This is a genomic window from Amycolatopsis sp. NPDC031561 (assembly GCF_055580625.1).
The window spans coordinates 33092-58974 of record NZ_JBVILA010000026.1; the positions used below are offsets into that span (position 1 = coordinate 33092).

Below are 25883 nucleotides of genomic sequence, written 5' to 3' on the forward strand. Positions count from 1 at the left end.
TTGAAACACTTCCGTGCCGTCGGCGCCTTCACGAATTCTTTCCCTGCGTGACGAAAACGTCGATCCGTCCTTCGAAAGTGATGCTTCCGCTCCGCCTCTACGCTTTCCGAAAACCAGCGTGACGAGGCCGTCTTTCGGGCCGGTCCGCGTCGTGGGTATAGGAGCCGTTCGTGGTCGCTTACGGGATACTCATCGCTTCCGCCGCGTTGTACGCGATGGGGATCGTCGCCCAGAGCGTCGCCGCCCGGCGGGCCGGACGCCGGCCGGGCACGGGGCTGGGGCTCCTCGCCCGTCTTGCCTCCGATCCCTTGTACCTGCTGGGATTCGGCGGGCAGGCGGGTGGTTTCGCACTCGCCTTCTTCGCTCGCGAGTCGTTGCCGCTGTATCTGGTCCAGACCGCCTCGTCCTCGGCGATCGGCCTGGCCACCGTATTCGGAATCCTGGTGCTGCGGTGGCGATTGCGGACCACCGAGACGGTGATGCTGGTACTGATGGCGGCCGGCCTCGTCGTCCTCGCCGGTTCTTCGGAACCGTCGGTCGCCGCGGATCTCTCGCCTGCCACGGCTCTGGTCCTGACGGGCGTCTTGCTCGGGATCGGCGTCGCCATGGCCCAGGTGAGCCGGACCACCACGTTCCTTCTCCCCGCGATCCTCTCCGGTACGGCGTTCGCCGTCGTGGCGATCACGAGCCGCACACTGGCGCATCTGGATTTGACGGCACTGCCGGGAAACCCGCTGACCTGGTTGATGCTGGCCGCCGCCGTGCTCGGGCAGGCCTCGATGGCGGTCGCCCTGCAACGCGGCCTGGCGACCGCGGTCGTGGCCACTGCCGACGCAACGACGATCGTGTTGTCCTCCGTCACCGGCATCACGGTGCTCGGCGACCGAGTCGCCGAGGGAACCGAGGCCTGGGTCACCCTCGGGCTCACCGCGGTGGTGATCGGTGTACTGGTGCTCGGTTCGCGATCACGGGCCACCACCCCGATCGACGCGTTGGAGACCGCGGCATGATCGCGCGACCGCTGGCGAGTGTGTCGATCGATCTCGACAACCTGTGGGCCTATCTCAAGACACATGGCGACCCCGACTGGCGCCGGTACCCCAGTTTCCTTCCCTCGGCCGTGCCTCGGTTGCTGGAGGTTCTCGGTGATCAGCGGCTGACGACGACGGTGTTCGCGGTCGGCGCCGACGTCGTCCGTGAAGACGGTGCCAAGGCTGTCAACGAGATCGCCGCCGCGGGCCACGAAATCGGCAACCACTCCTTCGGCCACGAGCCCTGGCTGCACCGGTATTCGCGTGACCGTCTCGAAGAAGAGTTGCGGCGGACCGAAGACGCGATCGTCACGGCGGGTGCGCCGCCTCCCGTCGGCTTTCGCGGTCCCGGTTTCAGTGTCACGCGCGAGCTCATCGAGGTTCTGGAGGATCGAGGCTACGCCTACGATGCCAGCACTTTGCCGACCTGGATCGGCCCGGTGGCCAGGGCCTACCACAACCGCACCGCGCCCCCGTCGGTCGACGACGGGCGTGGCGAGCTGTTCGGCGGCTTTTCCCGGGTGCTGGCACCGGTTCACGCCTACCGCTGGCGGACGGCCGCGGGCAGCACTCTGGTGGAACTGCCGGTGACCACGATGCCCCTGCTGCGCACCCCCATCCACGGTTCCTATCTCCTCCAGCTGCACGGAATCTCCCCTCGTCTGGCGCGCGCGTACTTCAAGACCGCGCTTCGGCTGTGCCTCGTCCGTGGCGTCGCGCCTTCCCTGCTCCTGCACCCGACCGACGTTCTCGGTGGTGCCGAAGCCCCCGGTATGGAGTTCTTCCCGGGCATGGCCGTTCAGGGGAGCCGGAAAGTCGCTTGGCTGGGCTGGGTGCTGAAGACCTTGCGCGAGCACTTCGACGTCGTCGGCACCGGCGAGTACGTCGGCCGGACGGAGTTGCGGCGGGAGCGCGCGGTGACGCGGCTGGAGCCCCGAAGATGACACTACGGGTTCTCGCGTACGCCACGGTGGGGCTGGCGCCGGTCGAGGGTTACCTGACGGCGGTGAACGCCCACCTGGGCAAAGTCGCTCCCGCGCTGCTGATCGTCGCTTGGCTCGTCGTCCGTCTCCGGGAACGCCGACTCCCCCGGCCGACTCCCTTGCATGCGGTGCTGGCACTTCTCGCCGTGACCGTGGCGACGACGGCCGCGATCCATTCGCCAGGCGCGTTCACCGCGGAATACACGCTGCGCTGGCTGCCCTTCCTCATCGTCACCGCGGTTCTCGCGGACGTGGCCAGCCGAGAGGTCCCGATCCGGGGGCTGCTGCTGGCCATGGCCACGGGAGCCACTGTGGCCGGGCTCGGCGCGCTGTACAGCTTGATCGTCGACGGGGAGGCCCGGGCGAGCGGCCCGCAGTCGGATCCGAACGACCTTGCCTACTTTCTCGTCGCCGCGATTCCCGTCCTTTCCTTGTCGGGTAGGGCGTTGTATCAGCGGGTCATCGCGGCACTCGGCGGTACCGTGCTGGTGGCGGGCGCGATGGCCACGTTCTCCCGCGGCGGCGCACTGGGACTGACCGCGGCGGTCGGCTGGCTGGCCTTGCGCCGGGTACTGCCGTGGCGCGCCCTCGCCGTCACCGCCTCGGCGGTCGCGCTGCTGGGACTCGGGGCCGTCCATTTCGCCGGGCCGCAGATCGAGCGAGCGGTACAGGAAAAGAGCTTCATCGCCGCGTCCAATGTGGACACCCGGGAACTGCGCTGGCAGGCCGCGGCCCGGATGGTCACGGAACGACCGGTCCTGGGTGTGGGTCCCGGCGGCTTCCGCGAGTCCTACGCGGCCGAGTCGCACAACGCGGAGATCGACGAGCAGACACCCGTGGCGCACAACATGTATCTCGAGGTGGCCGCGGAACTGGGGCTGCCGGGGTTCGCGCTGTTCGCGTCGGTGATCGGTATCGCCGGAGTGGCGAGCGAACGGACGATCCGGCTGATGGCCTTGTGGAGCCCCGGCCGGATCGAGGCCGTCGCGATCCAGGCGTCGTTGCTGGCCGTGCTGGTCGCCTCGACGTTCCTGTCCGAGCAGTACTACCTGCCGTTGTGGTCGTTGGCCGCGCTCGCCGTGGCGGCCGAACTCCGAGCTCGCCGACAAGATCGTGGAGAGGAATAGTGCCGATGCGTGTCCTGCACGTGATCAGTGAGATGGGTGCCGGCGGGGCCGAAACCCTCGTGGCGGGCATGGTGGCTCGCGGTGAGGAGTACGGCTGGACGTCCGCTGTCGCCAGTAATGGTGGATTCCGCGCCGACACGCTGGCCGACGACGGCGTGCGGACCTTCCCCGTACCGCTCGCCCTCCGCAGCAGGACGGGCGCGCTGCGGTCCGCGTGGGCGGTGCGCCGGGCGATCGCCGAGTTCCGCCCGGACGCCGTGCTGTCCCACAACGTCGGTGCGAGCCTGGTCTCCCGGCTCGCGCTGATACCCGGACGACGGCCGCCGTTGGTGACCGTCTTCCACGGCGTCGCCGCCCACGACCTCCCCGCGGCCGCGCGGATCGTGCGGCGCACGTCGGACCGCGTCGTCGCGGTCTCCTCCGCCACCGCCGACCAGCTGGCCGAAGCGGGTTTGAGCAACCTGACCGTGATCCGCAACGCCGTGTTCGCCCAGCGGCCGGTGTTCGGCCGCGCGAGGGTCCGCGCCGCGCTCGGGGTCGCGGATGACACACCAGTCGCGCTCTGCCTCGCCCGGCTGGAGCCGCAGAAGCGCCACGACGTACTCCTGGACGCCTGGGCCCGGCTCGAAGGCGGGCCGGTGTTGTGGCTGGCCGGCGACGGGAGCCTTCGCGAGGAACTCGAGGCACTCAGCGAGCCGCTGGGCGGGCGGGTCCGGTTCCTCGGCACTCGCAAAGATGTGCCCGATCTGCTCGCGGCGGCCGACGTGATGGTGCTGACCAGTGATTGGGAAGGGCTTCCACTGGCCGTGCTCGAAGCGATGGCGGCCGGGCGCCCGGTCGTCGCGACCGATGTCGGCGGCGTCCGTGACGTGCTCTCCGGCGGGGCCGGACTGGTGGTGCCACCCGGTGACCCTGCGGCCGCCGCGAAAGCGCTGGGCTTGTTGCTGGACGATCGGGCCGCCCGGGAGCACGTCGCCGCCGAGGGGCTGCGCACCGTCCAACGGGAGTACGACGCGCACACCGTGATGAAGGCCTACGACGAACTGCTCCGGACCACGATCGAAGGTGGCCGGTGAAGAACCCGGCGGCGCGGACCGCCGTCATCAGCTGTGCGGCGGCGCTCGCGATCGGCGTCCTCGTCCTGACCGTGGGCCTGACCCGGGGAGAGCAGTATCAGGGCCGGGTGAGCTTGCTGGCCGAACCTTCCGGCCAAGGAGACGGCTCGACCGCGCAGTACGGCGAGGTCGTCTCCCTTGCTTTGCCCGCCTTGGTCGAACTCGCCCGCAGCCCCTCGGTTCTGCGGGCGGCGGCGCCTGTTTCCGGCTTCTCACCGGAAGAACTCGGACGACAGGTGTCGGTTGAGCTGGTGCCGGCGTCCGGGCTGGCGCGTCTCTCCGTGCGGGCGCCGTCAGCGGGGCAAGCCGAAGCGACCGCGTCGGCACTGGGCAAGGCGATGATCGACGCGAACCTGATGGCTCCGGTGGGTCGGCTGCGGCCGCTGGACTCCCGGCCCGACGTGGCCGTGATCGCACCGGACGTGCCCTTGGTGGCAGGGCTGTCCTTGGTCGCCGCGGTGGCCGCAGGGCTCGCGACGGCGGCGATCCGACGGCTGTCGCCGGGGAGGCTACGCGGTGAGGTGGGTTCAGTGCGCCGATCACTGGCCGCGGCGGGAATCCACCGTCCGGTGACGGTGCTGCGGGCCGATGACCCGGAAACCGCCGATCGGTTGGCCGTGCTCGGGCTCGCGGCCGGTTCACCATTGCGCGTGGTGCCTGTCGCTCCGGAATTCAGCGAGGCGGCCGCGAAGCTGGCTGCCTCGCTTTCGACCGACCGCAACGGAACCGGCGACGCCGTAGTGGCGGTAGCCGGACGGCGATACGACGAGCTGACCGCGGTCGCCGGCCTGCTTCCGTCCGGTGCCGTCCTCATGGCGGTGGTGCTGGCGTGAGCACGAGACACCGCGTTGTCGTGCTCGTCGCGGCCGTCGTCGGCTTGCTCAGCGCCTGGCACGCCCTCGCGCCCTCCTGGCAGGTGCCGTTGCCGAATGCGGCGAACCTGGCCGAGGAACGGCTGCAGGACTTCCGTGACGCGCTGTACTTCCCGATCCGGGAGTTCCTCGCGGGCGGCAACCCCTACGACCCGGCCGCGATGTTCACCCACTGGCCGGTGCGGCAGGACTTCAATCTCTACCAGCCGTACCACCTGTTGATCCAGCTGCCGTTCGCGCTGCCCGGCTACCGGGCGGGCGCGGTGGCCTTCACGGTGTTCGGCGCGCTGCTGCTGCTCGCGCTCGCGGTGATGGCCGCGCACGCGGTCCGGCGGCTGCTTCCCGTCCCGGTCGTGGTCACCACCGCGGTGGTCGCGGCATTGCTGCTGGCGAGCCAGGTCGGCAAGGCCCAGCTCTACGTCGGCCAGGTCAATCCGCTGATCGCGGTCGGCGCGGCGGGGGCGCTGCTCGTCCGGCGGGACCGGCCGGGCTGGGCGGCGTTGGCCCTCGCTCTCGCGTGGCTGAAACCTCAGTACGGCTTTCCGCTGGCGATCCTGTTGTACGCCAGGGGTTCACGGCGGGTGGCACTGGCCGGGACCGCCGTGGCGGCGGCCGCGAGCCTGCCGGTCGTGATGCTGCTGGTGATCCGTGGCGGTGGGATCGGGGCGTTCCTCGACGTCGTCGTAGCGAATCTCACTCATGCCACTGGCACCGACTACGGCGCTGTCGATTCCCCGACAGCGCAACGGATCGACGTCGCGGCCGTACTGTTCCGGGTCACCGGCTGGGTTCCGTCCGGCATCGAGCTGACCGTCCTGGCCGGTGTGCTCGCCGCGAGTGTCCTGCTCGTGCGGCGGCTGGACCGTGCGGGATCGACGCCCGTCGCGGACCTGCTCACCTGTCTCGCCGTGGTGGTCTGCGTGGTGCATCAGCCCGGTGACGTGCTGATCACCGTGCCCGCGCTGGCGGCGGTGGCCGCGCTGTGGTGGCGAAACCGGTCCGAGCCGGGGTGGGGCGCGGCCGGGTTCGCGGTACTCGCGCTGGCGGTGCCGTTCGCGCATCTGTACATAGTGGACTCGGCAGTGGTTTCGGTGCTCGGCACGCGCGCGGCCGTCACGGTCGACGGGGTCGCCGTCGTCGCCGCGTGGTGCCTGCTCGTCGCCACCGCCGTCCGGCTGACCAGGGCGCCCACCGCCCTGCCGGTCGCGGCCGGGAGCGGCGGATGACCGGCGACCTCGGCACCCGGGCGGTACGGGGTTCGCTGTGGCTCGGCGCTGTCAACCTGGTCAGCAAGAGCAGCCAGATGCTGGTCACCCTGGTGCTGGCGGCGCTGCTGACGGAGGGCCAGCTCGGCGTCGTCGCACTCGCGGTGTCGCTGGTCAACCTCGGTCAGGTGGTGCAGTCGGTCGGTGTCTACGACGTGATCGGCCGCACCGAACGGGATCCGCGCCGGATGGCGGGCACGGTACTGACGATGAGCGTGGGTGCCGGGCTGGTCCTGGCCGTCGTCCTCGCCGCCGCGGCGGGGCCGATCACCGCGTTGCTCGGTGCCCCGGACGCCGCCGGGCTGGTCCGGCTGGCCGCGCTCGGCCTGCCGTTCTCGGCCGCGGGCGGGGTGCAGATGGGTTTGATGCACCGGAAGCTGGACTTCCGCCGCCGCCTGCTGCCCGACGGCGGCAGCGCGATCCTCGGTGCCGTAGTGACGGTCGTGCTCGCCACCGGTGGTGCCGGACCTCCCTCGCTGGTGATCGGTCTCGTGTGCACGGCCGTCGCTCAACCGCTGTTCGGTGCGCTGGCAGGCGGCGGAGTGCGGCCTCAGTGGGACACCGCCGCGGCGAGTGAAGCGCTGCGCTGGGCCGCGGTCGTGGGACCGGCCGCCCTGGTGGGAGCGCTGCTGGTCAACCTCGACTATTTGACGGTCGGGCACGTGCTCGGACCGGATGCGGTCGGCGTCTACTCGCTGGCCTACCGGCTCGCCTGGGTCCCGTACATCATGGTGGCGGTCGTGCTGGGCGCGGTCGCCTTCCCGGTGTTCACGCGGTTGCGTCGCGAACGCGGTTCGCTGACGGAGGCCGTCACCCGATTCACCCGCGCCGTGCTCGTGGTCACCGGCGGCCTGTACCTCGTACTGGCCGTCCTCGCCGATCGCGTCGTCCTGCTGGGCGCGCGCTGGGCGGACGCGGCGGGCCCGCTGACGCTGCTGGCGGGATACGGCCTGGGGATCGGACTGCTGCAGATCTGGTACCAGGCGGTGAAGGCGACCGGACACGCACGGCGGTACCTGGCGCTGGAATGCGCTCATCTCCTGCTGCTCGCGGCGGGGTTGGTGCTGATGACCCAGCTCGGGATCACGGCCGTCGCCGCCGTCCAGTTCGGTGCCGCCTGGTTGATGGTGCCGATCGCTTGGCGTGTCCTGGCGGGACTCCGCGTCGCGCCACCGGCGCGCGAATTGGCCGGGATCTCGGCTCGGGTTCTCGGCGCGTGCGCGGTGGGCATGGTGCCCGCCGTGCTCCTGGCCAACTCAGGATTGTTCGGGCCCGCGGATTCGGTTCCGGGCGCTCTCGGTGAAGGTGTTGTCCTCCTCGCCGGATACGCCGGGGCGACGCTCGTGCTCCAGCGCGGCGAACTGTCCGCGCTACGGCGAGGCGGGCCGCGGTGAAGATCGTGCACGTTTCCCAGCCGACGACGGCTGGAGTGGCCGTCGTCGTCCTGGACCTCGCGGTGGCGCAGCGGGATCGGGGCTGGTCGGTGACCGTGGTGTGTCCGCCTTCCGGCTGGCTGGCCACGAGCGCCCGCGGTCTCGGCATCGACGTGCGCGGCTGGCGGGCCAGCCGCTCCCCCGGCCCCGGTGCGATCGCGGAAACGGTACGCCTGCACCGGCTCTTGGCGGAGCTGCGGCCGGACGTCGTGCACCTGCACAGCTCGAAGGCGGGCCTGGCCGGGCGCGTGGCCCTGCGCGGTAGCCGTCCGACAGTGTTCCAGCCGCACCTGTGGTCCTTCGAAACCGCGCGCGGACCACTGCGCCGGGCGTCGGCCGCATGGGAACGGGTCGCCTCCCGGTGGACCGATCTCGTCGTCTGCGTGAGTGACGACGAACTCGCCGCCGGTCAGGGTGCGGGCATCACCGCCGACGCGGAGGTCGTCTGCAACGGCGTCGACACGGCGAAGTTCTCGCCGGGAGACCGGGCGGCCGCGCGGCGACGGCTCGGCTTGCCCGAACAGGCGCCGATCGTCGTCTGCCTCGGCAGGCTGGCCGAGCTCAAAGGACAGGACCAGCTCTTGTCCGCTTGGCCGGATGTCCTGCGGCGCATTCCGAACGCGAAGCTCGTCCTCGCCGGTGACGGACCGATGGGCGCCGTGTGGCGGGAACGTCACCCCGTCGCGACGCATTCTTCGGTGCGGTGGTCAGGCCATGCCGACGACTCCGCGGCGTTCTACACGGCCGCGGACGTCGTGGTGCTCCCGTCGCGGGCCGAAGGCATGGCGCTCGTGCCGCTGGAGGCCATGGCGTGCGCCCGGTCGGTGGTCGCGTTCGACGTCGGCGGGATACGTCAGAGCATCGCCGACGCGGGAGCCGTACTGCCGCCGGGTGATCTCGGTCTGCTCGCCGACGCGGTGGCGGCCCGGCTCGCCGACCCCGAACTGGCCCGGTGCGAAGGCGAACGGGGACGCCGCCGCGCGGAGCTGTCCTTCGACCGGAGCCGGATGACCGACCAGCTCGCCGTCCTCGTCGACAAACTCACCTCCACGGAGCGAATCCGGTGAAACGCATCGCCTATCTGCTGACTCAGGACCGGGGCGGTCCGGTGGACGTCACCGTGCGTCTCGCCGCGACCCTGCTCCACGAGGGTGTCGACGTCCGTGTCTTCGGTCCTGTGCCCGCCCGTGGAGCCGAGTTGATCGAAGGCCATCACGAACACCTTCTCGTGGAAGGCAAACAGAATCTGTCCGCGGCCGGTCGTGCCCGGGCGGCGATCCGGGCGTGGCGGCCGGACGTCGTGCACGCCCAGGACCGGCGGGCGGGGCTCGTGATCGCCGGCCTGCGCGCCGGGCTCGGTACCCGGCCGGCGCTCGTACAGACCTACCACGGCGTCCCGGACGACGTGACCGAACCGTGGTTCCGTGACACACCGAGCGCTGACGGGCCGTCCGCCTACACGCGAGCGGTCTTGACCGGGGACGCCGCGGTCGCGCGGGTCCTGGATCACACGATCGTGCCCGCCGAAGCGATGGGCCGGTTCCTGCACCGACGGCTTCGGGTGCCCTCAGGACGCCTGACGCGGATCGACAACTGTGTCGAACTGCCGGAGCCGAGTCCACCGAAAGGACCGGTCCGTCACCTGATCTTCGTCGGATTGCTGGTGGAACGCAAAGGAATCCTCGACCTGCTCGCCGCACTCGCGTCGCTCGGTGTCTTTCCCCGCGATGCCAGGCTGACCGTCGTGGGTGACGGCCCGCAACGGGCCGAAGCCGAACAGGCCGCACAGGAGCCTCCCTTGCGCGGGCGCGTGACGTTCTTGGGCTTCCGGCCGGACGTTCCCGCGCTGCTGACGAACGCGGATGCCTTGGTGCTGCCGTCCACCATGGAACAGCAGCCCCTCGTCGTGGCGGAAGCGATGGCGGCCGGAAAGCCCGTCATCGCCACCGATACCGGCGGTGTCGCCGACATGCTGGGACCGGGCCATGTGGTGCCGCCGGGTGACGTTCGCGCACTGGCTGCGCGTTTGCGCACGCTGTTCGCCGATCCGGCTCAGGCCCGGACCGGCGTCCTGCTCGCCGCGCGAGCCCGGCAACGGTTCGCACCGGAGGTCTGTGCGCGGCGTCATCTCGAACTCTACGAGTCGCTACTTCGGTTTGACCATCACCACCGCGTCGGCCGCCGCCAAGTCGATGGTGGCAGGCGGTGGCGGAGATGACGGTGGTGCCGACGACGCGGATGACGTGATCGGTGCAGGAGTCGTGGACCGGGTGGGCGGACTACCCGCAGGCACAAGACCGTCGGGAGGCGTCACGGTCTGTGTCGTCGAGGTCGGGTTCACGGCGACCCAGCCGCTGGTGAACGTCCGGGTCCAGACCCCGTTCGGCTGGCGGCCGGCGGCGTCCACCGCTTCTCCGAGGCCGCTGCCCTGCAGTTTCGACCATTCGGGATCGCGGTAGTCGTCCGTGGTCGCCGGGGTCCAGCACGTCCGGGGGCCCGCCAGCAGCGCCGCGCTGGCGTATCCCGCCCTGTCCTGCTGAGCCGACCTCGTCCGGGTGACCAGCAGCAACAGGGACTCACCGAGCGCGGCCTGGGCTCGTAGCTCCTGGAACTCGTTGCCGCGAAAGGTGAGCAGACCGCCGCTCCCCCCGTTCTCGCGGAAGCCGAAGTTCTCCTCCATGGCACCGCCGAACCGCGAGTGCGCCGTCCAGCGCCCTGGCAGCAGGTGGGTTTCGGACACGTTCGGTACGAACAGTTTGCCCGCCTTCTGGAGCGCATCACCCACCAGTGACAGGAAAGCGTCGAGACCGTCACGCAGCTTCCGGTCGGTTTCGGCGGCGGTCGCGGTACCGGTGAGGATCGCCGACGAGTAGTGACTCAACGAGTTGAAGTCGTTGTCGGCGAGGATTCCGTCCCAGCCCTCCCGGGTCACCTCCGCCACCACGGCGGTCTTCCATGCCTGCTGGTAGGCCGCGTCCCACACCGTCATTTGCCAGTGTTTCGGGTATCCCTGCCACTCGATGCGGCCGCCGCGGGTATCGGTCGCGAACCACTCGGGGTGCGCGCGCTGCGCCGCGACGTAGCCGATCCCGCTGGGCAGGAACTCCGCGTCCTCGCCGCCGTTCACCGCGCCCGCATAGTTGCGGGTGCTGGACAAGTCCTTGTACACCAGTATTTTGATCCGCGGGTTGAGTTCGCGTAGTTTCCGCATCGCCGGGGCCTGGTCGGCGTTGAGCACCACCACGTCATAGCGCCGCGCGGCCAGTTCGAGGTCGCCTGCCGTCGGGGGTTGTCCGATCCCGTACCACCAAGCGCAGGGTGCCAAGGGTTTCGGCGGCGGCGCCGAAACCTCGTCGGCCGAACTCGAGGTGCATCCGGCCACGCACCCCGCGGCCAGTACGAGCGCGGCGCATCCGGCGAAAAGCCTGGTCGCCGTCGGGTGATCGCGCCTCAGCGTTGCTTTCGGCACCACAGTTCTCCCACCGTGAGGATGATGATCTTCAGGTCCAGCCAAAGCGACCAGTTCGCGATGTAATAGTTGTCGTAGCGTGCCCGGTCCGCGATCGAGGTGTCCCCGCGGAGGCCGTGCACCTGCGCGAGGCCGGTCAAGCCGGTGGGGACCCTGTGCCTGGCCCAGTACAGATCATGGACGGCGGAGAACTCTTCGACGAACACCGGTCGCTCCGGGCGCGGGCCGACGAGCGCCATGTCCCCGCGTACGACGTTCCACAACTGCGGTATCTCGTCCAAAGAGGACTTTCGAAGAAACCGGCCGACCGGGCCGACCCGGCGATCCCCCGCCACCGACCAGCGCGTCTGCGAGTCGTCCACAGTGTCCTGTCGCACACTGCGGATCTTGTAGAGCAGAAAGGTCCGGCCGTCCACCCCGACCCGCACCTGGCGGAAGATCACCGGGAACCCGCTCTCCATCACGACGGCCAGCGCGCATACCGCGATGACCGGCGCCAGGACACCGAGCGCGGCGGCCGCCAAGGCGGCCTCGAGCACCCGCTTGATTCGCCAACTGGGCCGACGGGTCGGCGCGCCGGCCAGCCACACCAACGGATGACTGCGTAGCCGGTCGGTCCCTGACCTGTCCGGGCAGAGCACCGACAGACGAGGCAGCACCAGTGTGACGCAACCGAACCTGTGCGCCGTGACCGCCGCGTCGACGACCGCGCTGTCGCTGTCACTTGAGTGAGCGAACACGACCGTCCCCGCGTGATGACGGGTGATGGCTTCGGCCAGGCCATCGTGAATCACCTCCACCGGGAGGTGATCGTTGCGCGGGTCCGAGTCGGAGGGAACGAAGCCGACCGGCAGCAGCCCGAATTCGGGGTGCCGCAACATGGTCCGGATCAGTTCGCCGCCACTCTCCCCCGCTCCCACGACGATGGCACGGTCACACCTTCGGAGCCGTCGGCGTCCCCACCGGCCGAGCGCGAAAACCCACGGTCGGGCGCATTCACTGAACAGGGCGAACATCACCACGAGTTCCTGCGCCGCGGACATCCCGTGCGCCCGCGGGTCGGCCACCAGCGCCACGCAGGCCACCAAGGTGAACGCGATCCCGGTCGTGGCCACCGATCGCGGCAGGTCCTGCAACCAGGAAAGCCACAGGCGACGCCGATGGACTCTTCCGGCGACCCGCGCGATCCCCAGTGCCACACCGGCGACGGCCGCTTCGGGCAGGTCCGCGCCGGTCAGCACGGTGGCCGCCAGCCAGGCGCCGAGATCGACCGCCAGCAGCAGAAACGCCACGGCGTTGACCCTCATCAGCAACGGCCGCTTCCGTGTCGCGGCAGGCTTGCGCCGTCGCTGACCCGGCAGCATCCCGGCTGGGGTGGGCGTTCTCAATTCGGTCACCGCCGCCACCCTTTCCGAAATACGCGGAAATGCCGCGTGTCGCACGTCCCACATCTCATGACTTCTTCCGCTATGGTCATTCCCCGCCTCCGGCAAAGCTCATCCATTCGGGGTCGGTGCGGTTCCGCCGACGAGCGCTTACCTTCTGTTGCAAGGCAAAGGCACGATCGGGGAACACGGTGAACCCCGTTGAGCTACGCAGGTGAACGCCACGTAGTCGCACGTTTGACCCTCCTTTCGGGGGACCTTGGGAGGCCCTAAAGAAAGGGCTCAACATAGCCGAATATGAGCTGTCGGCCGAATTGAGGTTTACGGCCGCAGACCATATCGAGTCGCCGAAGGGGAACCGTGGCAGTGGAGAAGACCGCTCTGGCCACCAGAGCGGAACCAGAACGAGACGCGAGAACAGGCGGACGCGCGCACGTGGTCCTGCCCGCGTTCAACGAAGAAGCGGCGTTGCCCGCCCTGCTCCGGCGACTCGCCGACGTGGCGCTCACCGAACAGCTCACCGTCTGGGTCGTCGACGACGGTTCGTCCGACCGTTCCGCGGCGGTGGCGGAGTCCGGTTTCGGCGGGCTCGAGGTACGCGTCGTGCGGCACGCGGTCAATCTCGGATTGGGTCGTGCCGTCCTGTCCGGGCTCCGCGCGGCGCTGGGAGAGTCGGGTCCCGACGACATCGTCGTGGTCATGGACGCCGACGACACTCACGATCCCGGGTTGATCAGCTTGCTGCAGGCGGAGATCGCGACCGGTTCGGACGTCGCCATCTGCTCGCGTTTCGTCGCCGGCGGCGACGATCGGACCGCTCCCTTCGGCAGGCGGCTACTCTCCCGCGGGGCGGGACAGCTCTTCCGGCGCGCGCTCGCCGTCGAGGGAGTCCGCGACTTCACCAGTGGCTACCGCGCTTACCGTGCCACACTTCTGAAGAGGGCTTCCGACCACTGGGGAGAGCGGCTCATCGAAGAACAGGGTTTCGCCTGCATGGTGGAACTGCTGCTCAAACTCCGCCACTGCAGCCCGGTGATCACGGAGATCCCGCTGGCGCTGCGCTACGACCGCAAACAGGGGCCGAGCAAGCTGAAGCTCCGCCGGACGATCCTGCAGTACGTGAAATTGCTCGCCCGCGATCGGCTCAGCCCGGCGCCCTTCCGGAAGCTGTGAACCTGGTGACGACCTCTTCCTCGCACGTCGCGGTGATCGGCGGCGGCATCTGCGGCCTGGCCGCCGCTCACCGGCTCGCCCGCCACGGTGTCCGCGTGACGCTGTTGGAAGCCAGTGACCAGCTCGGCGGCCTCGGAAGCTTCTTCGCGCATCAGGACCAGTGGGTGGAGCGGTTCTACCACTGCGTCATGCCGACCGACGACGACCTCCTTCAGCTGCTGGAGGAGCTGGGCCTGGCAGACTCGGTCCGATGGCGTAAAACGACCATGGGCATGGTCGTCGACGGCCGACGGCACCGGTTCAACTCGGCACTCGACCTGCTGCGGTTCACACCGCTCCGGTTCCACGAGAGGGTGCGGTTCGGCGCCGTGTCACTGTTGTTGCGACGATCGGGGCGGGGACGAGACCTCGACACGCTCCGCACCGAGGACTGGTTGCGAGGGCTCTACGGCCGTCGCGTGTGGGAGGAGCTCTTCGCTCCGATGTTCGGTTCGAAGTTCGGCTCCTCTTTCGGCGATGTCCCCGCCCTGTACCTGTGGCAACGGCTGGGACGCGAACGGAACGTCGCGACGCGGGGATACCCCGGCGGCGGCTACAAGGCGATCATCGACGCGTTGCGCGCGGCCATCGAGGACGCCGGCGGGACCGTCCGCACGTCTGTACCGGTCCATCGGTTGCACAGCACCGCCGACGGCAGTTCCCTGACCCTGAACGACGGTGAAGTACTCACCGTCGACCAGGTGATTTCGACGGTGCCCCTGCCGGTACTGCGCGGACTCGCCGACGAGGAACTCGCTGTCCGCCTTCCCCGGACCGAACTCGCCTATCAGGGTGTGGTCACCGCCGCGTTCTTCCTCCGCCGCCCGTTGACGGGGCACTACTGGACCCCCGTGCTGCGCTCGGGCACCGGGTTCGACGGCGTGGTCGAAATGTCCGCGCTCGCCGGCTCGGAAGCCTACGGGGGCTCCCATCTCGTCTATGTCATGCGCTACACCGATCGCGCTTCGCGGCTCTTCGCCCGTGACACGGCCGGGATCGCCGCACAGTGGACGGCCCAGCTCATCGACCTCTTCCCCGAACTCACGACGGACGATGTCGAGGACGTGCGGGTGTTCAAGGCGCCGTTCGTCGAACCGGTCTACCCACTGGGCTATCTCGCGCAGCGACCACCCACCACTGTGGACGGAACGAGCCTGCGGTTGGCCACCACCGCACACGTCTACCCGGACGTGACGAGTTGGAACTCGAGCGTCAAGCTCGTGAATGACGTGACCGACCGGCTCCTCGACGACCTCGGACGGCGTGAGGTCGGAGCACGGGTACCGTGACCGGTGGTCGTGGGGGGGGGGGGGGTTGGGGGTAAAACCCCCCCCCCCCCCCCACGACCAACTCGACCCCTTTGCTTACCTCAGTCCCTCATATCAGCGGGAACCTCGCCTCGATCGCGTCGGCGATCCGGCGGCAGGCCGACCCGTCCCCGTACGGCGAGGGAAGACGGCTGAGTCGCTCGCGGTGCCCCGCGACGTCGTTCAGCCACACCGCGGTCTCCGCCCCGATAAGTGGTCCGGGCGGTACCAGAACCCCGAACAGGCCGGAGATTTCGGGGCGCTCGGTGCTCCGCCGCACCACGACCACCGGTCGTTTCAGCACGCTCACTTCTTCTTGGATACCACCGGAATCCGAGACGATCACGGCGGCTTCGGCGGCCAAGGCGAGGAACGCCGGATAGGCCTGTGGCTCGAGAACCATAAGAGGTCCCAGAAGCCTGGTCAGCCCGAACCGTTCCACGCTCTTGCCGGTCCGAGGGTGCAACGGGAACACGACCGGGAGCGGCAGCTCACCGAGCTCGCGCAGGATCTCCGCCAGGCGCTCGGGATCGTCGACGTTCTCCGGCCGGTGGATGGTGGCGAGGACGTACTCGTCCCGATACAGTCCGCGAGCGGCCAAGACGTCGGCACGATCCCCAGCGGCCGGGAGCGCCGCCCGCAGTGCCTCCACGACGGTGTTGCCCGTGACGGCGATCCGCTCGGACGGGATGTTCTCGGCCAGGAGGTTCAGCCGGTTGAGATCGGTCGGAGCGCAGCAGAGATCGGCGACATGGTCGATCAGGACCCGGTTGTGTTCCTCTGGCATCGCACGGTCGTGACTGCGTAGCCCGGCCTCGACGTGCACCAGCGGAAGTGCGCGCGCGTTGGCGGCCAGCGCACCGGCGAGCGCGGAGGTCGTGTCGCCCTGCACCAGCACGACCGGGTGCGGGTAGGCGTTCAGGACCTCGTCGACGGCGCTGATCGCCTCACCGAGCTGCGCGCCACGGCCGCTGGCGGTCACCCCCAGTTCGTGGAACTGCTTCGAGGGCGGCAAGTCCGCCCGGATACGCGAGTACAGCGAGTCGTCGTAGTGCTGTCCTGTGTAGACGATCGCACCGTTCTCCCCGAAGTGACGCATCAGCGGCGCCAGCTTGATGAGTTCCGGCCGGGTCCCGCAGACCAGTACGACACCGCCGGCCGTTTGTGAGCGCGACGCACCTCGGTGATCCGTCTTCGGTGCGCGGAGGTCGGCGGCGATCGACATTCGGACGTCCTTTCGGAGCGGGTTTTCACGCACGCTACTCACCGGACCCACGGTCATGGTGAAAAAATCAATCCATGGTGTGATCCGGTTATATGTTTCACCAGAAAAGTGCTTACTCGAATAGGGTCAACCTGTCGAAGATGTCAGCACAGATCGGGTCCATCCCTTTGCTCAAGAAATATGCCTCACTCGCCGCGGTGATACTGATGACGGCCGTCACGACCGCCGTTCCCAGCTCTGACGCGTCACCGCAAGTTCTGCTGCCCGATCTCCGGCAGACTCCCCCGGGATGCGCTGGAGGTTTCTCCGGGGACGTTCTGAAATGCGTCGACTGGGACGTGTGCATGGTGATCGATCCGGCGGCACCGAACGGCCGCTGTGTCCTCCCCGCCGCCGCGCAAGCCGTCAGACTGAGATTCACCAGCTCAGAAGAGAACATCGGTGACGGACCGCTGCTGCTCTACGGCCGACGCGGTGACACGGCGCAGAACCGCATGACCGTCCGGCAAGCTCTGCGCAACGCCGCGGACGGGTCGATACCGTCGAATTACGACGAAGCGCAACGCTCCACCCGCACCTTCACTTACTACGAACCGGCCATGGACCACCAGCATTGGCACCTGATGAACTTCGAGCATTTCGCACTCGTCTCGAAGCAGGGAAAAACCGTCGTCACCGATCGCAAGAACGGCTTCTGCCTCGGCGATCGCTTTCGTGTCGCGGACATCGACAAGCTCGGGCGGGTCCCTGGCGAATTCGGCCCTGACGCGGAACTCGCCCAACGCCTGCGAGCGAACAAATGCCGTCATCATGAACCGGACGCACTCGACGTGGTCGAGGGAATCTCCGTCGGATCCGGTGACGACTACAAGTACGACGTCGACTTCCAGTGGCTGGACATCACCGATGTGCCGTCGGGAACCTACGACCTGGTGAACACCGTGAACGACGACCGGACCTTGGCGGAGTCGAACTACGGCAACAACTCCTCGTCCATCGCCCTGTCCATCGAATGGCCGGACGGGGCACCGGGCCTGCACGAGGTCCTCCCGCGAGGTCCTGTCGTCAAGTTCCTTCGCGGTTGCCCCGGCCGGAAACGGTGTGGCTGAACCGTTTTGCAACTCGGGGAACAACGCCGTCCCGGATCGGATGACTCGAGTCGCGACGACGAAGACCTGTGGGCAGAATTTTGCTCAGTCGCTGTTCGGGGCGGCGAAAGCGGTGAGGTCAGGCGGCCCGGGCCGTGCCGGGAGCCTGACCTCACCCGCGGTACACCGCAGAGACAGCCGGCTTCCAACCGCACGAGAAAGCCGCCGCACGGAGGGGCATCCGTGCGGCGGCTGTTTCGCGGGATCGGTCAGTTCTCCTGAACGGTCCCGCCGTCGACGATGCCGCCACCGGCACAGTTGTCCGGGGTGGCACCCTCGGCCTCGGTCTCACCCGGAGACAGAACCGGCACGGCGATACCCTCGGCGACGTCACGGACCGGGACCTGAACCCCGAGCACGTTCACGTTGTTGTCGCAGACACCACCGACGACGTTGAGGTTGTGCACCGCGTCGAGGTTCTGCACGTTCGCCAGACCCAGCTGACCATTGTGGTCCACCGGCTGACCCGCCACAGTGACACCGGCCGCCGACGCGGACCCGCCGGCCATCGCCATTCCGGCCGCCAAAGCGGTAGCGACGAACCCAAGCTGCTTGATCACAGAAAAACTCCTAGAGGAACCCGCCGGATGAACCCGGCGAGGGGGAACCCGGGCGGCGAACTTCGATTCGCCGCACCCAGGGATATCGACTATCGTGCAGTTCACGCTGGATGGGGCCGGTCAGCTCCTGGGCAGGATGAACCGGCCCCACCCGTGCCGGCGTCGCTTCGCGTCGCAGCGGGCCCGGAACACGCAGCGGAGTGTGCATCTCTTCTCCGTGTTCCGGGCGCGCCTCACGACTCCGATGCGCCTCGCCGGATCCCCTGCCTCGGCCGGCTTCCGCACACACAACGGGCAGCCTCGGCAGAGAAGTTACTAGTTGCCTTGAGAAGTTCCGCCGTCGGTGATGCCACCGGCGGCGCAGTTGTACGGGGACTCGCCGCTGGCCTCGTGCGCACCCGGCGACAGGATCGGCACACCGATTCCGTTGAGCGAGTCACGGATCGGGACCTGGACCCCGAGCACGTTCACGTCGTTGCCGCACACACCCAGCGTGCCGTTCACGTTGTGCAGCGCGTCGATGTTGTTCAGGTTGACCAGGCCGACCTGCTCGCTCACGTCGTGGCCGTAGTCGTAGTAGTCGTCGGGGGTGTCGGCGGACGCGACCCCACCGCCGACGAAGGCGCCGGCGGCCATGGCGGCCGCGACGAAGCCGATCTTCTTCAGCATGGATTCTCCTTGAAAGGCGATTGCATTGAACAGGACGGCAAGAGAAGTGTGCTTTCGTCCTGTGTCACGGAAACGTACTGAGGTCACCCGCTCTTTTCCATGCCGATCCACCATCGTGTGGGCGCCGCGGTCCCCTGACCGCGCAACCGGTGGTCCAATCGGGTAACGCTCTCCTTGCCCGCCAGAGGAATTCGACGCGGAGCACGAGCACGGCCCTTTTCTTGTAGCACAAGGATCACCGGACACCCAAGAGACTGAGTCGGCTCACGACCGCTTGCGAAATCCCGAGAGCTGGTTTTACCGTGACTGCCCGGGTTACCGCCAGTGTTCCCCCGTGGGAACGCGAGAGTTATCGGGTGCGCATGGAAAGAATCTGGATACCGGGCCTCGCGTCCGCGGCAGCTGTGCGGATGTCGTGTTCACCGGCGCGTCCGGCCGTCATCGTCTTGACCGGTGAACTGGATTCGCACACCGCCATCGTCGTGGAAATGGCGGTCGCGACGGCACTCGCCCGAAGCCGGGGAATTCGAGCGATCGTGATGGATCTCGCCGAGGTGACTTTCCTGAGTGTGGCCGGCATTCAGGCGCTGCATGCCGCCGTCGATCAAGCCGCCGCCAAAGGCGTCACGCTCCGGATAGCACTCGGCCCGCGCTCTGTCGCCTACCGCGCGATGGTCGCCACCGGCATGATCGCCGTTCTCGATCACTACCCCGATCGGCACATCGCCCTCGCCGTGGCGGATCTTCGTTCAGTGAACTGACGCCCGGCCTGCCGGAGCCGCCGTCGAACTTGCCACTCGGCCACTCCACGGTTACCCGCGTATTTCGGCGTCGAACCGCGGGCTTTCCGGACGAGGCACGCCTCCTGCTCCCTCACGCAGGTGCAGGCCGATCCGCCGATGAGGTTTGAAGCCGTCACCCAGTGGTCATTCTGTGCGCCGAGGGGACTTTCCACGCGTTCCGCGTCAAGCAGCCGGCGCCCGCAGAGTGATCAGTGCGAGGTGGCTTTCACGATGGAATCGGGATTCGGAGAAGCGGTCATCCATGGACTTCATCGTTACGTCCGGTTGGTGATCGAAGAGCTCGGGATGCACGGCGACGCCTTCTACGCTCAACTCGAACCGACGGCTGGCGCGTACATCGCCCTGGACCGGAAGCTACCCGATCATCCCGACCAGGACGTCGCGCTGGTATGGGACGAGCGGTACGGCTGGTCCCTGGCGCTCGAGACGAACAGCAGCGAAGACCTGGTCACGGTGGCCTACCACGGGCTCGAGATTCTTCCCTCGCCGACGGCCGTCGCCGCATTCACGCGTGAAGTATGTGAGCGTGAGGACCACGGCCGCTCCAGTACGACTCCGACCGGGATCAGGGAAAGCGATGTGACCCTCGCTGAGCGCCTGACGGGGTACTTGCGCCCTGTCATGATCATGAGCCAGGACGCACCCAGCTCGCCCTGCTCTCTCTGACCCACGACCGCGGCGAGGACGGCTTCTCTCGCAGGCCAGGTCGTCGGACGATTAAGAGAGAGCGAGGCTGGGCACTACATCTGTGCCCGGTTCCGGGCCCGCGCCAGGCGAGACGTAGGTGAATCCGTCGTGGCGTAGCGGTTGAGCCCAGCAGCCGTCGCCCGACATCTGCCTGGTCCGGCCCCGCACATGGCCGCCCGACACCTGCGGAAGGCCGGTGGCTTCCCGCAGGACGAGGAGGCCACCACATGCTTTCCACCACCGTCGCGCCGACGCCGCCTCGGCAACGAACGAGGAACCCGGAACGGCGATCTACACGTCCCCCGGTGACCACCACCGTCACCGCCACCGGCGACCTGGACCTAGGGCGTGTTTCATAAGCCATGTTCGCGGTCTCCGCGCCCAGGCGGCCCCTGACGGCACGGGCGGACGCGGCCGAGTACGACCCGGTACGAGGCCGATCCGCCCGCACCGTCAGGAACCACCTGGATCACGAAGCCCATCGAACAGACTTACGGGCCACGCCCTAGCCGTCACCGCGCGTTTCCGGGAAAAGCTCGCCGATGAAGTACATCGCCGACCCGCTGCCCTGATCGTCGACCTCACCGACGTCACTTTCATCTCCGGCCGTGGGCTGGCGATCCTGCTCGAGGCGGTCACCACCGCCCACTCGCATGGCATCGCCTGCGCGGTCATCGCGAGCCATCATGCCGTCCTGCGACCCATCAAGGCACTCCGCCTCGAACGCGTCCTTCCTGTCCACACCGACCACGCTGCCGCTGAGATGTCGCTCGTCCCACGAGCCTTCTCGCCCTTGAGCAATGACCGTCTCGCTACGGCCGCTCTCGCGTGAGGACGTCCGCGCGGTCTGCGAACTCTCGTCGCACAGGCGGCCTAGCCGACTACGCTGATGCCATCGGGTTGGGCGCATGCGCACGAGCGACCTCACCATAAACGGTGATCCAGGTGTAAAGCGTCGGCCGGCGGGGAAGTTCAGTCGCATGACCCAGATGGCCGGCACACGCGTGGGGATGACCGAAACGACCGGACGGTCAGGTGAGATCGCCGCCATTCGGCGAATGCTGCTCGCTTTCGGTGTCGGGGGAGCGATGGGGTGCCTGTTATGGATGGCGATCTGGCTGTCGACTCATTTGTGAGCCAGCGCCTGCCGGGCGACGAAAGCGCGTCGAGTCCTTGGACATCGTCGGGCTCGTGTTCTGCGGCGTGGTAGCTGTGGGGATGCGATACCCGCTATCCAGCGTCTACGTCGGTGTCGCCGTTCTGACGGGACAGCTTTCGGCCCAGGTCGGCCGCATCGCCGCCTACGTGAAGGTCATGTCGTGGGTCGGACGGACTTATGCTCCCGACGCCGGGCAATCCTCCGGTCGGCCATCACCCGAAGAAGACGCTCACTTCAGGCACCGCGCGGCTTCGGCAAACTCCACACCTTCGCCTCCGTCGCCATAGGTCGAGGACCTCGCAGTCACACCTCTTCCGGAACCCCGTTCGGGGAGAGAGACCAGGACGAGTGAACCCTGATCACGATCGGCCTAACGGCTTGTGAAATCCTGAGTGGACAGTGGCCTACGGCGGGACCATGGCACTGAGCTGGACGTTCGCCCGGCCTCTGGCTGGAGGTTCTCAGGATTGCCGGGTGTGGTCGGGGCAGCAATGAGGGGCCGGCCAGCGAAGTTCCGCTACGCCATCGCGGCGGGCCAGCTCGGTGATGTAGAGCTGCACGTCGACGAGGTCGGTCGGGGCGTTCCCGCGGATGCGGTCGACTGCCGGTGCGACCTCTTCGACCCACCAGGTGCCGGCGAGGCTGTGCGCGTCGGCATCGGCACGGGTGGCCTCGCCGTCGCGTTGGCGTCGGAATCCCCACGCGAGTGCGGAGTCGGCCAGTCGCGACCAGTCCGCGGGACGGTCGAGCCACAGGTCGCGGCGGAGAGCTGCGGGCAGCGGGACCTCTTCCAGGAATCGCCGTTCGGCTGCCTTGGCTGGCAGGTCGACTACCGACACACAACTGCACACGTAGGCGACGGAACAGATCCGCCGGACGATGGCGGGGATGTGGGTCCAGCCCTGCGCTCGAGCCGCGGCCACTCGATGGTGTCCGTCGGACACGAAGTAGAGCTGCCCGAGCCGAACAATCTCGACAGGCGGAGGGGCCTCCCCGGCACGGAACCGCGCGAGGACGGATTCGTACCGGGCTGTGTGCCGGCGGGGCCTGAACCGGTGATCGAAATCGTCGGACCGCGAGACCGAGCCAAGCACCTGAGGCAGCGGAACCTCATCCGCATACGTGCCCATGGCTCCGTCGCCACCCACCGCCTCCAACGCATCGGCGAAGGGGATCAGACCAGACTGGCGCCGTCCACGCACCGACTTCAACCAACTCATACCGCGTGATCTACCCGCTCGCGCAGTGCTCTAAGCGCCGTGCGAAAACTGTCGAGAAACGGGGGGATGACTACGCTTCCGATTCGTCGTTCCACCGTCATCGGAAGAATTCGCGGAGCGCTGCGGCGAGGTCTGCGGGGTTGTCCTCGGCCATGTGGTGGCCGGACTCGATGGGATGCCCGCGGACGTCCCCGGCCCACTCCTGCCAGACGGCGACGGGATTGCCGTAGAGGTCTTCGAGATCGTCGCGGCTGGACCACAGCACGAGGACGGGGCAGGTGATCTTGTTCCCAGCCGCTTTGTCGGCGTCGTCGGCTTCGCGGTCGGGCCCGAGGCCCGCGCGATAGTCCTCGAGCATCGCGTGGACGGTCTCGGGATCGTGGATCGCGCGCAGGAAATCGGCGTGGTTCTCGGCGCCCATCGCTTCGGGATCGCCGCCGTACCAGGCGTCCGGATCCGCGTTGATCACACGCTCGGCGGGTTTCGCGAGCTGGCCGAAGAAGAACCAATGCCACCAGGCTTGAGCGAAGGTCGCATCAGCACGAGAAAGGTGCTCGCCGAGGGGAAGGCCGTCGAGAACCGCGAGTTTCGTGACGGCCTCGGAGTGATCGAGAGTGAGCCGGTACGCGACCGAGCTTCCCCGGTCGTGCCCCGCGACGGCGAACCGTTCGTGGCCGAGATGCCGCATGAGCGCGACGATGTGCCGGGCCATGGCGCGCTTCGAGTGGGCGGAGTGGTCCTCGGTGGACTCGGGTTTCGAGGACTGGCCGTAGCCGGGGAGATCCGGGCAGACGACGGTGAACGCGTCCGTGAGCCGGGGCGCGACGTCGTACCAGGTGGTGTGGGTGCGGGGATGACCGTGCAGGAGAACGAGAGGCGGGCCTGAACCGCCGTGACGGACCCTCAAGGTCACCTCGCCGACATCGACGTTTTCGAGCTCGAAACCTTCGAACATCGCCCCTTGTTCCATTCGCTGAGCGCGGTCAACCCCGACAAGTCTGCATCGAGAAGGTGCCGTCGCGCAGCCTGGATGAGGAAGAAGCTCGTTCAGGTCGCGGAAGAATTGTGACCTGCGCCGGACTTCGTCAAGACTTCCACGGTCGATGGACGTCGACCGTGGACCGGCGTCACGCTTTCCTGTGACGCGTGATCAGTCCGGGTGGTCCACGCTCATCCCCCGCAGACCCGTGGTGTCCTGCGGGCAGTTCACCTTCGATTCCTCCGCCGCGGCCTGGTGCGCGCTGGGTGCACTTCGACGAAACCGCCCAAGAGCCCGTACTCCGCCACACCCTGCAGTCGGGTGGGATGGCTCACCACCGGCTTCACGCACCTGCCGACTAGGGCGTTGCCGCCGACAAGCGTGATCACCCGGATGGAGTCCTGGTACTCGGCGACACCCTGCTCACCCGCGCGGACGGCTCTTGCGGCCGGTCACCTTGTTGTAGATGACCAGGACGATGATCGCGCCGATGACCGACCCGATCCATCCCGCCGGTTGGAACCCACGGAAGCCGACGGTCAGCAGGCCGAACAGGAAGCCACCCACGACCGAGCCGACGACGCCCAGGACGATGGTCCGCAGCAGGCCGATGTCGTCCTTGCCCGGAACCAGAGCTCGCGCGATGAAACCGGCGATCAGTCCGAACAGGATCCAACCCAGAATGGTCCAGAGCATTTCTTCACCTCATGATCGATCGTGGACAGGTGCTCGCGCCCTACCTCGCGCGAGCTCCCGTCTTGGTGGAAAAGCGGAACTCGACGGTCGCCGGCAGGACGTCGAGATCGAGTGCTCGACGCAGCCGAGGGAGGCCGTCGGTGTCGATCCGATGGCGGATCTCGGTGAGATCGCCGTCCTGCTCGGCGCTGATCACCAGCACCACGGCCGGTGTGTCGCGGGTCCCGGCGAGTGTGGCGTGTGCGGCGTGGACGCCGGGATAGGTCGTCACCTCGGTGACGAACGGTTCGATCGCGGTGCTCGCGGCCAGTTCGGTGCGACCGGCGGCGGGGTCGGCCTCGAAGTGCCAGGTGTGAGTCTTGGGTTTGCGGGTCAGCTGCGCGATGAGCCATCGCAGCAAGAGCAGGCCCAGCACGACGGCGGCCGCTGCGGTGACGTAGAGCGTCCAGGTAGGCGGCTGCGAGGTTCCGGCCACCAACGCGGATTCGGGGCGCAAGACGGTGACGGTGCCGAAATGGGTCAGCAGCGCGAAAGCGCCTGCCGCGATCAGGACAAGCCCGAACAGGGCGAGCACGGTGCGGTTGAGGCGTGCGGGGCGATTGAGGTTGGTCATGACGCGCTCCTGGCGGCACGAACCTTGACCTTGACGGTCGGGCGGAGGACGGGGTCGATCTGGTCGAGCCGGTGTTCGACCGCACCACGAACGGCGTCGGCGAGGCCATCGATGGTCGTCCGCCCGGTACTCACCTTCGCGGTGACGGTGCGGGGTTTGAGTCTCACCGTCGCGCCGGACACACCGTCCACTGTGGAGGCCGCGGCGTGCAGGGTGGAACGGTAGCTGCGACGCGAGGCACCGGAGTCCGGATCGCCCCGCAGCGGCAGGACGGTGGGCTTGCCCGGCAGGATCGCCGCCAAGACCAGGATCAACCCGAGCAACACCGCGACGCCACCGGCGATGGCCGTCACGACGTCGCTCCAGCGCATGTCGTGCAGGGCACCGGCGACGGTGTCGTAGCGAATCCAAGGAGTTTCACCGAGAAGCATCTGGATCGCGATGACCGCGACGAGGGCGCAGGCGGCGAGCAGGACGATCGCGGTGAGGGTCGCGGGGATGCTGCGACGGGGGCGGCGTTTCACTGGACCCTCCTGGTCTCGGCGGTGGCGGTGTGCAGCGCGGTGACGGTGATGTCCACGTGCGACACGGTGAGCCCGGTGAACTCTTCGACACGGCGCATCAGATGTCGGCGGGCGTTCTCGGTGGTGCGAGACACTGACATCGGATAGCTGATGGAGATCCTCACGTCGAGGGTGGCGGTCCCGCCGTCGACCTTCGCGGTGACCTTGGCGCTGTTGTCGAGGTCTTCACCACCGACGGCGACACCGAGCACGCGGCTCGCGGCGCCACCGACGCCGTCGACCTCGGTCACCGCGTGAGCCGCGATCCGTTCCACGGTGCTGTCGGAAATGGTGAGGACGCCCCGGTCGCCGGAAGCGGCGGGAGCCGTCCTGGGCGCCGGGCTCGGCAGGGTGGCGGTCAT

Annotated in this window: 26 protein-coding genes; 15 read left to right on the top strand and 11 right to left on the bottom strand. The window is 68.2% G+C overall.

The annotated features are described in order from the left end of the window. The first annotated feature begins 170 nt into the window (after positions 1-170). Genes ACZ5IK_RS36260 through ACZ5IK_RS36300 form a run of 9 tightly spaced genes read left to right on the top strand, consistent with a single transcriptional unit; the run spans position 171 to position 10044 of the window. Positions 171-1010 (top strand): hypothetical protein, encoded by an 840-nt coding sequence (locus tag ACZ5IK_RS36260; RefSeq protein ID WP_465491791.1) that lies wholly within the window; start codon positions 171-173, stop codon positions 1008-1010. After that, the gene (locus tag ACZ5IK_RS36265; protein WP_465491792.1) at positions 1007-1975 is read left to right on the top strand and encodes a polysaccharide deacetylase family protein; all 969 of its coding nucleotides are present in this window, start codon (positions 1007-1009) and stop codon (positions 1973-1975) included. The genes ACZ5IK_RS36260 and ACZ5IK_RS36265 overlap by 4 nt, the downstream gene beginning before the upstream one ends. Beyond that, on the top strand, positions 1972-3141 hold the full coding sequence (locus tag ACZ5IK_RS36270; protein ID WP_465491793.1) for an O-antigen ligase family protein: 1170 nt from the start codon (positions 1972-1974) through the stop codon (positions 3139-3141). Before ACZ5IK_RS36265 ends, ACZ5IK_RS36270 begins: the two co-directional genes overlap by 4 nt. Positions 3142-3146: 5 nt before the next feature. After that, positions 3147-4217: a glycosyltransferase gene (locus ACZ5IK_RS36275; protein ID WP_465491794.1), complete on the top strand. Its 1071-nt coding sequence runs from the start codon at positions 3147-3149 to the stop codon at positions 4215-4217. Continuing rightward, positions 4214-5089 (top strand): YveK family protein, encoded by an 876-nt coding sequence (locus ACZ5IK_RS36280; RefSeq protein ID WP_465491795.1) that lies wholly within the window; start codon positions 4214-4216, stop codon positions 5087-5089. Before ACZ5IK_RS36275 ends, ACZ5IK_RS36280 begins: the two co-directional genes overlap by 4 nt. Then, the gene (locus ACZ5IK_RS36285; RefSeq protein ID WP_465491796.1) at positions 5086-6354 is read left to right on the top strand and encodes a glycosyltransferase 87 family protein; all 1269 of its coding nucleotides are present in this window, start codon (positions 5086-5088) and stop codon (positions 6352-6354) included. Before ACZ5IK_RS36280 ends, ACZ5IK_RS36285 begins: the two co-directional genes overlap by 4 nt. Next, positions 6351-7787: an oligosaccharide flippase family protein gene (locus tag ACZ5IK_RS36290; RefSeq protein WP_465491797.1), complete on the top strand. Its 1437-nt coding sequence runs from the start codon at positions 6351-6353 to the stop codon at positions 7785-7787. The genes ACZ5IK_RS36285 and ACZ5IK_RS36290 overlap by 4 nt, the downstream gene beginning before the upstream one ends. Then, positions 7784-8893, top strand: coding sequence for a glycosyltransferase (locus ACZ5IK_RS36295; protein WP_465491798.1), 1110 nt, complete (start codon positions 7784-7786; stop codon positions 8891-8893). Before ACZ5IK_RS36290 ends, ACZ5IK_RS36295 begins: the two co-directional genes overlap by 4 nt. Continuing rightward, on the top strand, positions 8890-10044 hold the full coding sequence (locus tag ACZ5IK_RS36300) for a glycosyltransferase family 4 protein (RefSeq protein WP_465491799.1): 1155 nt from the start codon (positions 8890-8892) through the stop codon (positions 10042-10044). The genes ACZ5IK_RS36295 and ACZ5IK_RS36300 overlap by 4 nt, the downstream gene beginning before the upstream one ends. Here ACZ5IK_RS36300 and ACZ5IK_RS36305 read toward each other — a convergent pair. Together ACZ5IK_RS36305 and ACZ5IK_RS36310 are read right to left on the bottom strand one after the other, a co-directional pair. Continuing rightward, positions 9973-11295 (bottom strand): putative glycoside hydrolase family 15 protein, encoded by a 1323-nt coding sequence (locus tag ACZ5IK_RS36305; protein WP_465491800.1) that lies wholly within the window; start codon positions 11293-11295, stop codon positions 9973-9975. The genes ACZ5IK_RS36300 and ACZ5IK_RS36305 overlap by 72 nt on opposite strands. Continuing rightward, a complete protein-coding gene (locus tag ACZ5IK_RS36310; protein WP_465491801.1) occupies positions 11277-12692 on the bottom strand; it encodes an exopolysaccharide biosynthesis polyprenyl glycosylphosphotransferase in 1416 nt (471 codons plus the stop codon). The genes ACZ5IK_RS36305 and ACZ5IK_RS36310 overlap by 19 nt, the downstream gene beginning before the upstream one ends. A gap of 348 nt (positions 12693-13040) precedes the next feature. Between ACZ5IK_RS36310 and ACZ5IK_RS36315 the strand changes: the two genes are divergently transcribed. Beyond that, the gene (locus ACZ5IK_RS36315; protein WP_465491802.1) at positions 13041-13853 is read left to right on the top strand and encodes a glycosyltransferase; all 813 of its coding nucleotides are present in this window, start codon (positions 13041-13043) and stop codon (positions 13851-13853) included. A 5-nt stretch (positions 13854-13858) separates the two neighbouring features. Further along, entirely contained in the window at positions 13859-15181 is a 1323-nt protein-coding gene (locus ACZ5IK_RS36320) for an NAD(P)/FAD-dependent oxidoreductase (RefSeq protein ID WP_465491803.1), read from the top strand. An 88-nt stretch (positions 15182-15269) separates the two neighbouring features. On the opposite strand, the gene wecB is transcribed toward ACZ5IK_RS36320, so the two are convergent. Beyond that, positions 15270-16424, bottom strand: coding sequence for a non-hydrolyzing UDP-N-acetylglucosamine 2-epimerase (gene wecB, locus ACZ5IK_RS36325; RefSeq protein ID WP_465491804.1), 1155 nt, complete (start codon positions 16422-16424; stop codon positions 15270-15272). Positions 16425-16768: 344 nt separating this feature from the next. Here wecB and ACZ5IK_RS36330 point away from each other — a divergent pair, with 344 nt between their 5' ends. Next, positions 16769-17533, top strand: coding sequence for a lysyl oxidase family protein (locus tag ACZ5IK_RS36330; RefSeq protein ID WP_465491805.1), 765 nt, complete (start codon positions 16769-16771; stop codon positions 17531-17533). Positions 17534-17781: 248 nt separating this feature from the next. Here the strand turns inward: ACZ5IK_RS36330 and ACZ5IK_RS36335 are convergent, their stop codons facing one another. After that, positions 17782-18132: a hypothetical protein gene (locus ACZ5IK_RS36335; RefSeq protein WP_465491806.1), complete on the bottom strand. Its 351-nt coding sequence runs from the start codon at positions 18130-18132 to the stop codon at positions 17782-17784. Positions 18133-18447: 315 nt separating this feature from the next. Further along, a complete protein-coding gene (locus ACZ5IK_RS36340) occupies positions 18448-18801 on the bottom strand; it encodes a hypothetical protein (RefSeq protein WP_465491807.1) in 354 nt (117 codons plus the stop codon). A 446-nt stretch (positions 18802-19247) separates the two neighbouring features. On the opposite strand from ACZ5IK_RS36340, the gene ACZ5IK_RS36345 reads away from it, so the two are divergent. From ACZ5IK_RS36345 to ACZ5IK_RS36355, 3 genes are all read left to right on the top strand, one after another. Next, complete coding sequence (locus ACZ5IK_RS36345; RefSeq protein WP_465491808.1) at positions 19248-19562, top strand: STAS domain-containing protein; 315 nt, start codon at positions 19248-19250, stop codon at positions 19560-19562. 309 nt (positions 19563-19871) lie between these two features. Beyond that, a complete protein-coding gene (locus ACZ5IK_RS36350; protein WP_465491809.1) occupies positions 19872-20270 on the top strand; it encodes a DUF6292 family protein in 399 nt (132 codons plus the stop codon). A 217-nt stretch (positions 20271-20487) separates the two neighbouring features. Next, positions 20488-21123, top strand: coding sequence for an STAS domain-containing protein (locus ACZ5IK_RS36355; protein WP_465491810.1), 636 nt, complete (start codon positions 20488-20490; stop codon positions 21121-21123). 788 nt (positions 21124-21911) lie between these two features. Here the strand turns inward: ACZ5IK_RS36355 and ACZ5IK_RS36360 are convergent. From ACZ5IK_RS36360 to ACZ5IK_RS36385, 6 genes are all read right to left on the bottom strand, one after another. Beyond that, a complete protein-coding gene (locus ACZ5IK_RS36360) occupies positions 21912-22670 on the bottom strand; it encodes a ParB/RepB/Spo0J family partition protein (protein WP_465491811.1) in 759 nt (252 codons plus the stop codon). A 97-nt stretch (positions 22671-22767) separates the two neighbouring features. Continuing rightward, on the bottom strand, positions 22768-23625 hold the full coding sequence (locus ACZ5IK_RS36365) for an alpha/beta fold hydrolase (RefSeq protein ID WP_465491812.1): 858 nt from the start codon (positions 23623-23625) through the stop codon (positions 22768-22770). 447 nt (positions 23626-24072) lie between these two features. Continuing rightward, on the bottom strand, positions 24073-24345 hold the full coding sequence (locus tag ACZ5IK_RS36370) for a GlsB/YeaQ/YmgE family stress response membrane protein (RefSeq protein ID WP_465491813.1): 273 nt from the start codon (positions 24343-24345) through the stop codon (positions 24073-24075). A gap of 40 nt (positions 24346-24385) precedes the next feature. Further along, entirely contained in the window at positions 24386-24958 is a 573-nt protein-coding gene (locus ACZ5IK_RS36375) for an Asp23/Gls24 family envelope stress response protein (protein WP_465491814.1), read from the bottom strand. Further along, positions 24955-25482, bottom strand: coding sequence for a DUF6286 domain-containing protein (locus ACZ5IK_RS36380; RefSeq protein WP_465491815.1), 528 nt, complete (start codon positions 25480-25482; stop codon positions 24955-24957). Before ACZ5IK_RS36380 ends, ACZ5IK_RS36375 begins: the two co-directional genes overlap by 4 nt. Then, positions 25479-25883 (bottom strand): Asp23/Gls24 family envelope stress response protein, encoded by a 405-nt coding sequence (locus tag ACZ5IK_RS36385; protein ID WP_465491816.1) that lies wholly within the window; start codon positions 25881-25883, stop codon positions 25479-25481. Before ACZ5IK_RS36385 ends, ACZ5IK_RS36380 begins: the two co-directional genes overlap by 4 nt.

Excerpts from the sequence above, each read along its gene's own strand:
- ACZ5IK_RS36265 (WP_465491792.1), top strand. The coding sequence starts at position 1,007 with ATGATCGCGCGACCGCTGGCGAGTGTGTCGATCGATCTCGACAACCTG.
- ACZ5IK_RS36270 (WP_465491793.1), top strand. The coding sequence starts at position 1,972 with ATGACACTACGGGTTCTCGCGTACGCCACGGTGGGGCTGGCGCCGGTC.
- ACZ5IK_RS36275 (WP_465491794.1), top strand. The coding sequence starts at position 3,147 with ATGCGTGTCCTGCACGTGATCAGTGAGATGGGTGCCGGCGGGGCCGAA.
- ACZ5IK_RS36290 (WP_465491797.1), top strand. The coding sequence starts at position 6,351 with ATGACCGGCGACCTCGGCACCCGGGCGGTACGGGGTTCGCTGTGGCTC.
- wecB (WP_465491804.1), bottom strand. The coding sequence starts at position 16,424 with ATGTCGATCGCCGCCGACCTCCGCGCACCGAAGACGGATCACCGAGGT.
- ACZ5IK_RS36330 (WP_465491805.1), top strand. The coding sequence starts at position 16,769 with ATGGTGATCGATCCGGCGGCACCGAACGGCCGCTGTGTCCTCCCCGCC.
- ACZ5IK_RS36340 (WP_465491807.1), bottom strand. The coding sequence starts at position 18,801 with ATGCTGAAGAAGATCGGCTTCGTCGCGGCCGCCATGGCCGCCGGCGCC.
- ACZ5IK_RS36360 (WP_465491811.1), bottom strand. The coding sequence starts at position 22,670 with ATGAGTTGGTTGAAGTCGGTGCGTGGACGGCGCCAGTCTGGTCTGATC.
- ACZ5IK_RS36365 (WP_465491812.1), bottom strand. The coding sequence starts at position 23,625 with ATGTTCGAAGGTTTCGAGCTCGAAAACGTCGATGTCGGCGAGGTGACC.
- ACZ5IK_RS36370 (WP_465491813.1), bottom strand. The coding sequence starts at position 24,345 with ATGCTCTGGACCATTCTGGGTTGGATCCTGTTCGGACTGATCGCCGGT.
- ACZ5IK_RS36375 (WP_465491814.1), bottom strand. The coding sequence starts at position 24,958 with ATGACCAACCTCAATCGCCCCGCACGCCTCAACCGCACCGTGCTCGCC.
- ACZ5IK_RS36385 (WP_465491816.1), bottom strand. The coding sequence starts at position 25,883 with ATGACCGCCACCCTGCCGAGCCCGGCGCCCAGGACGGCTCCCGCCGCT.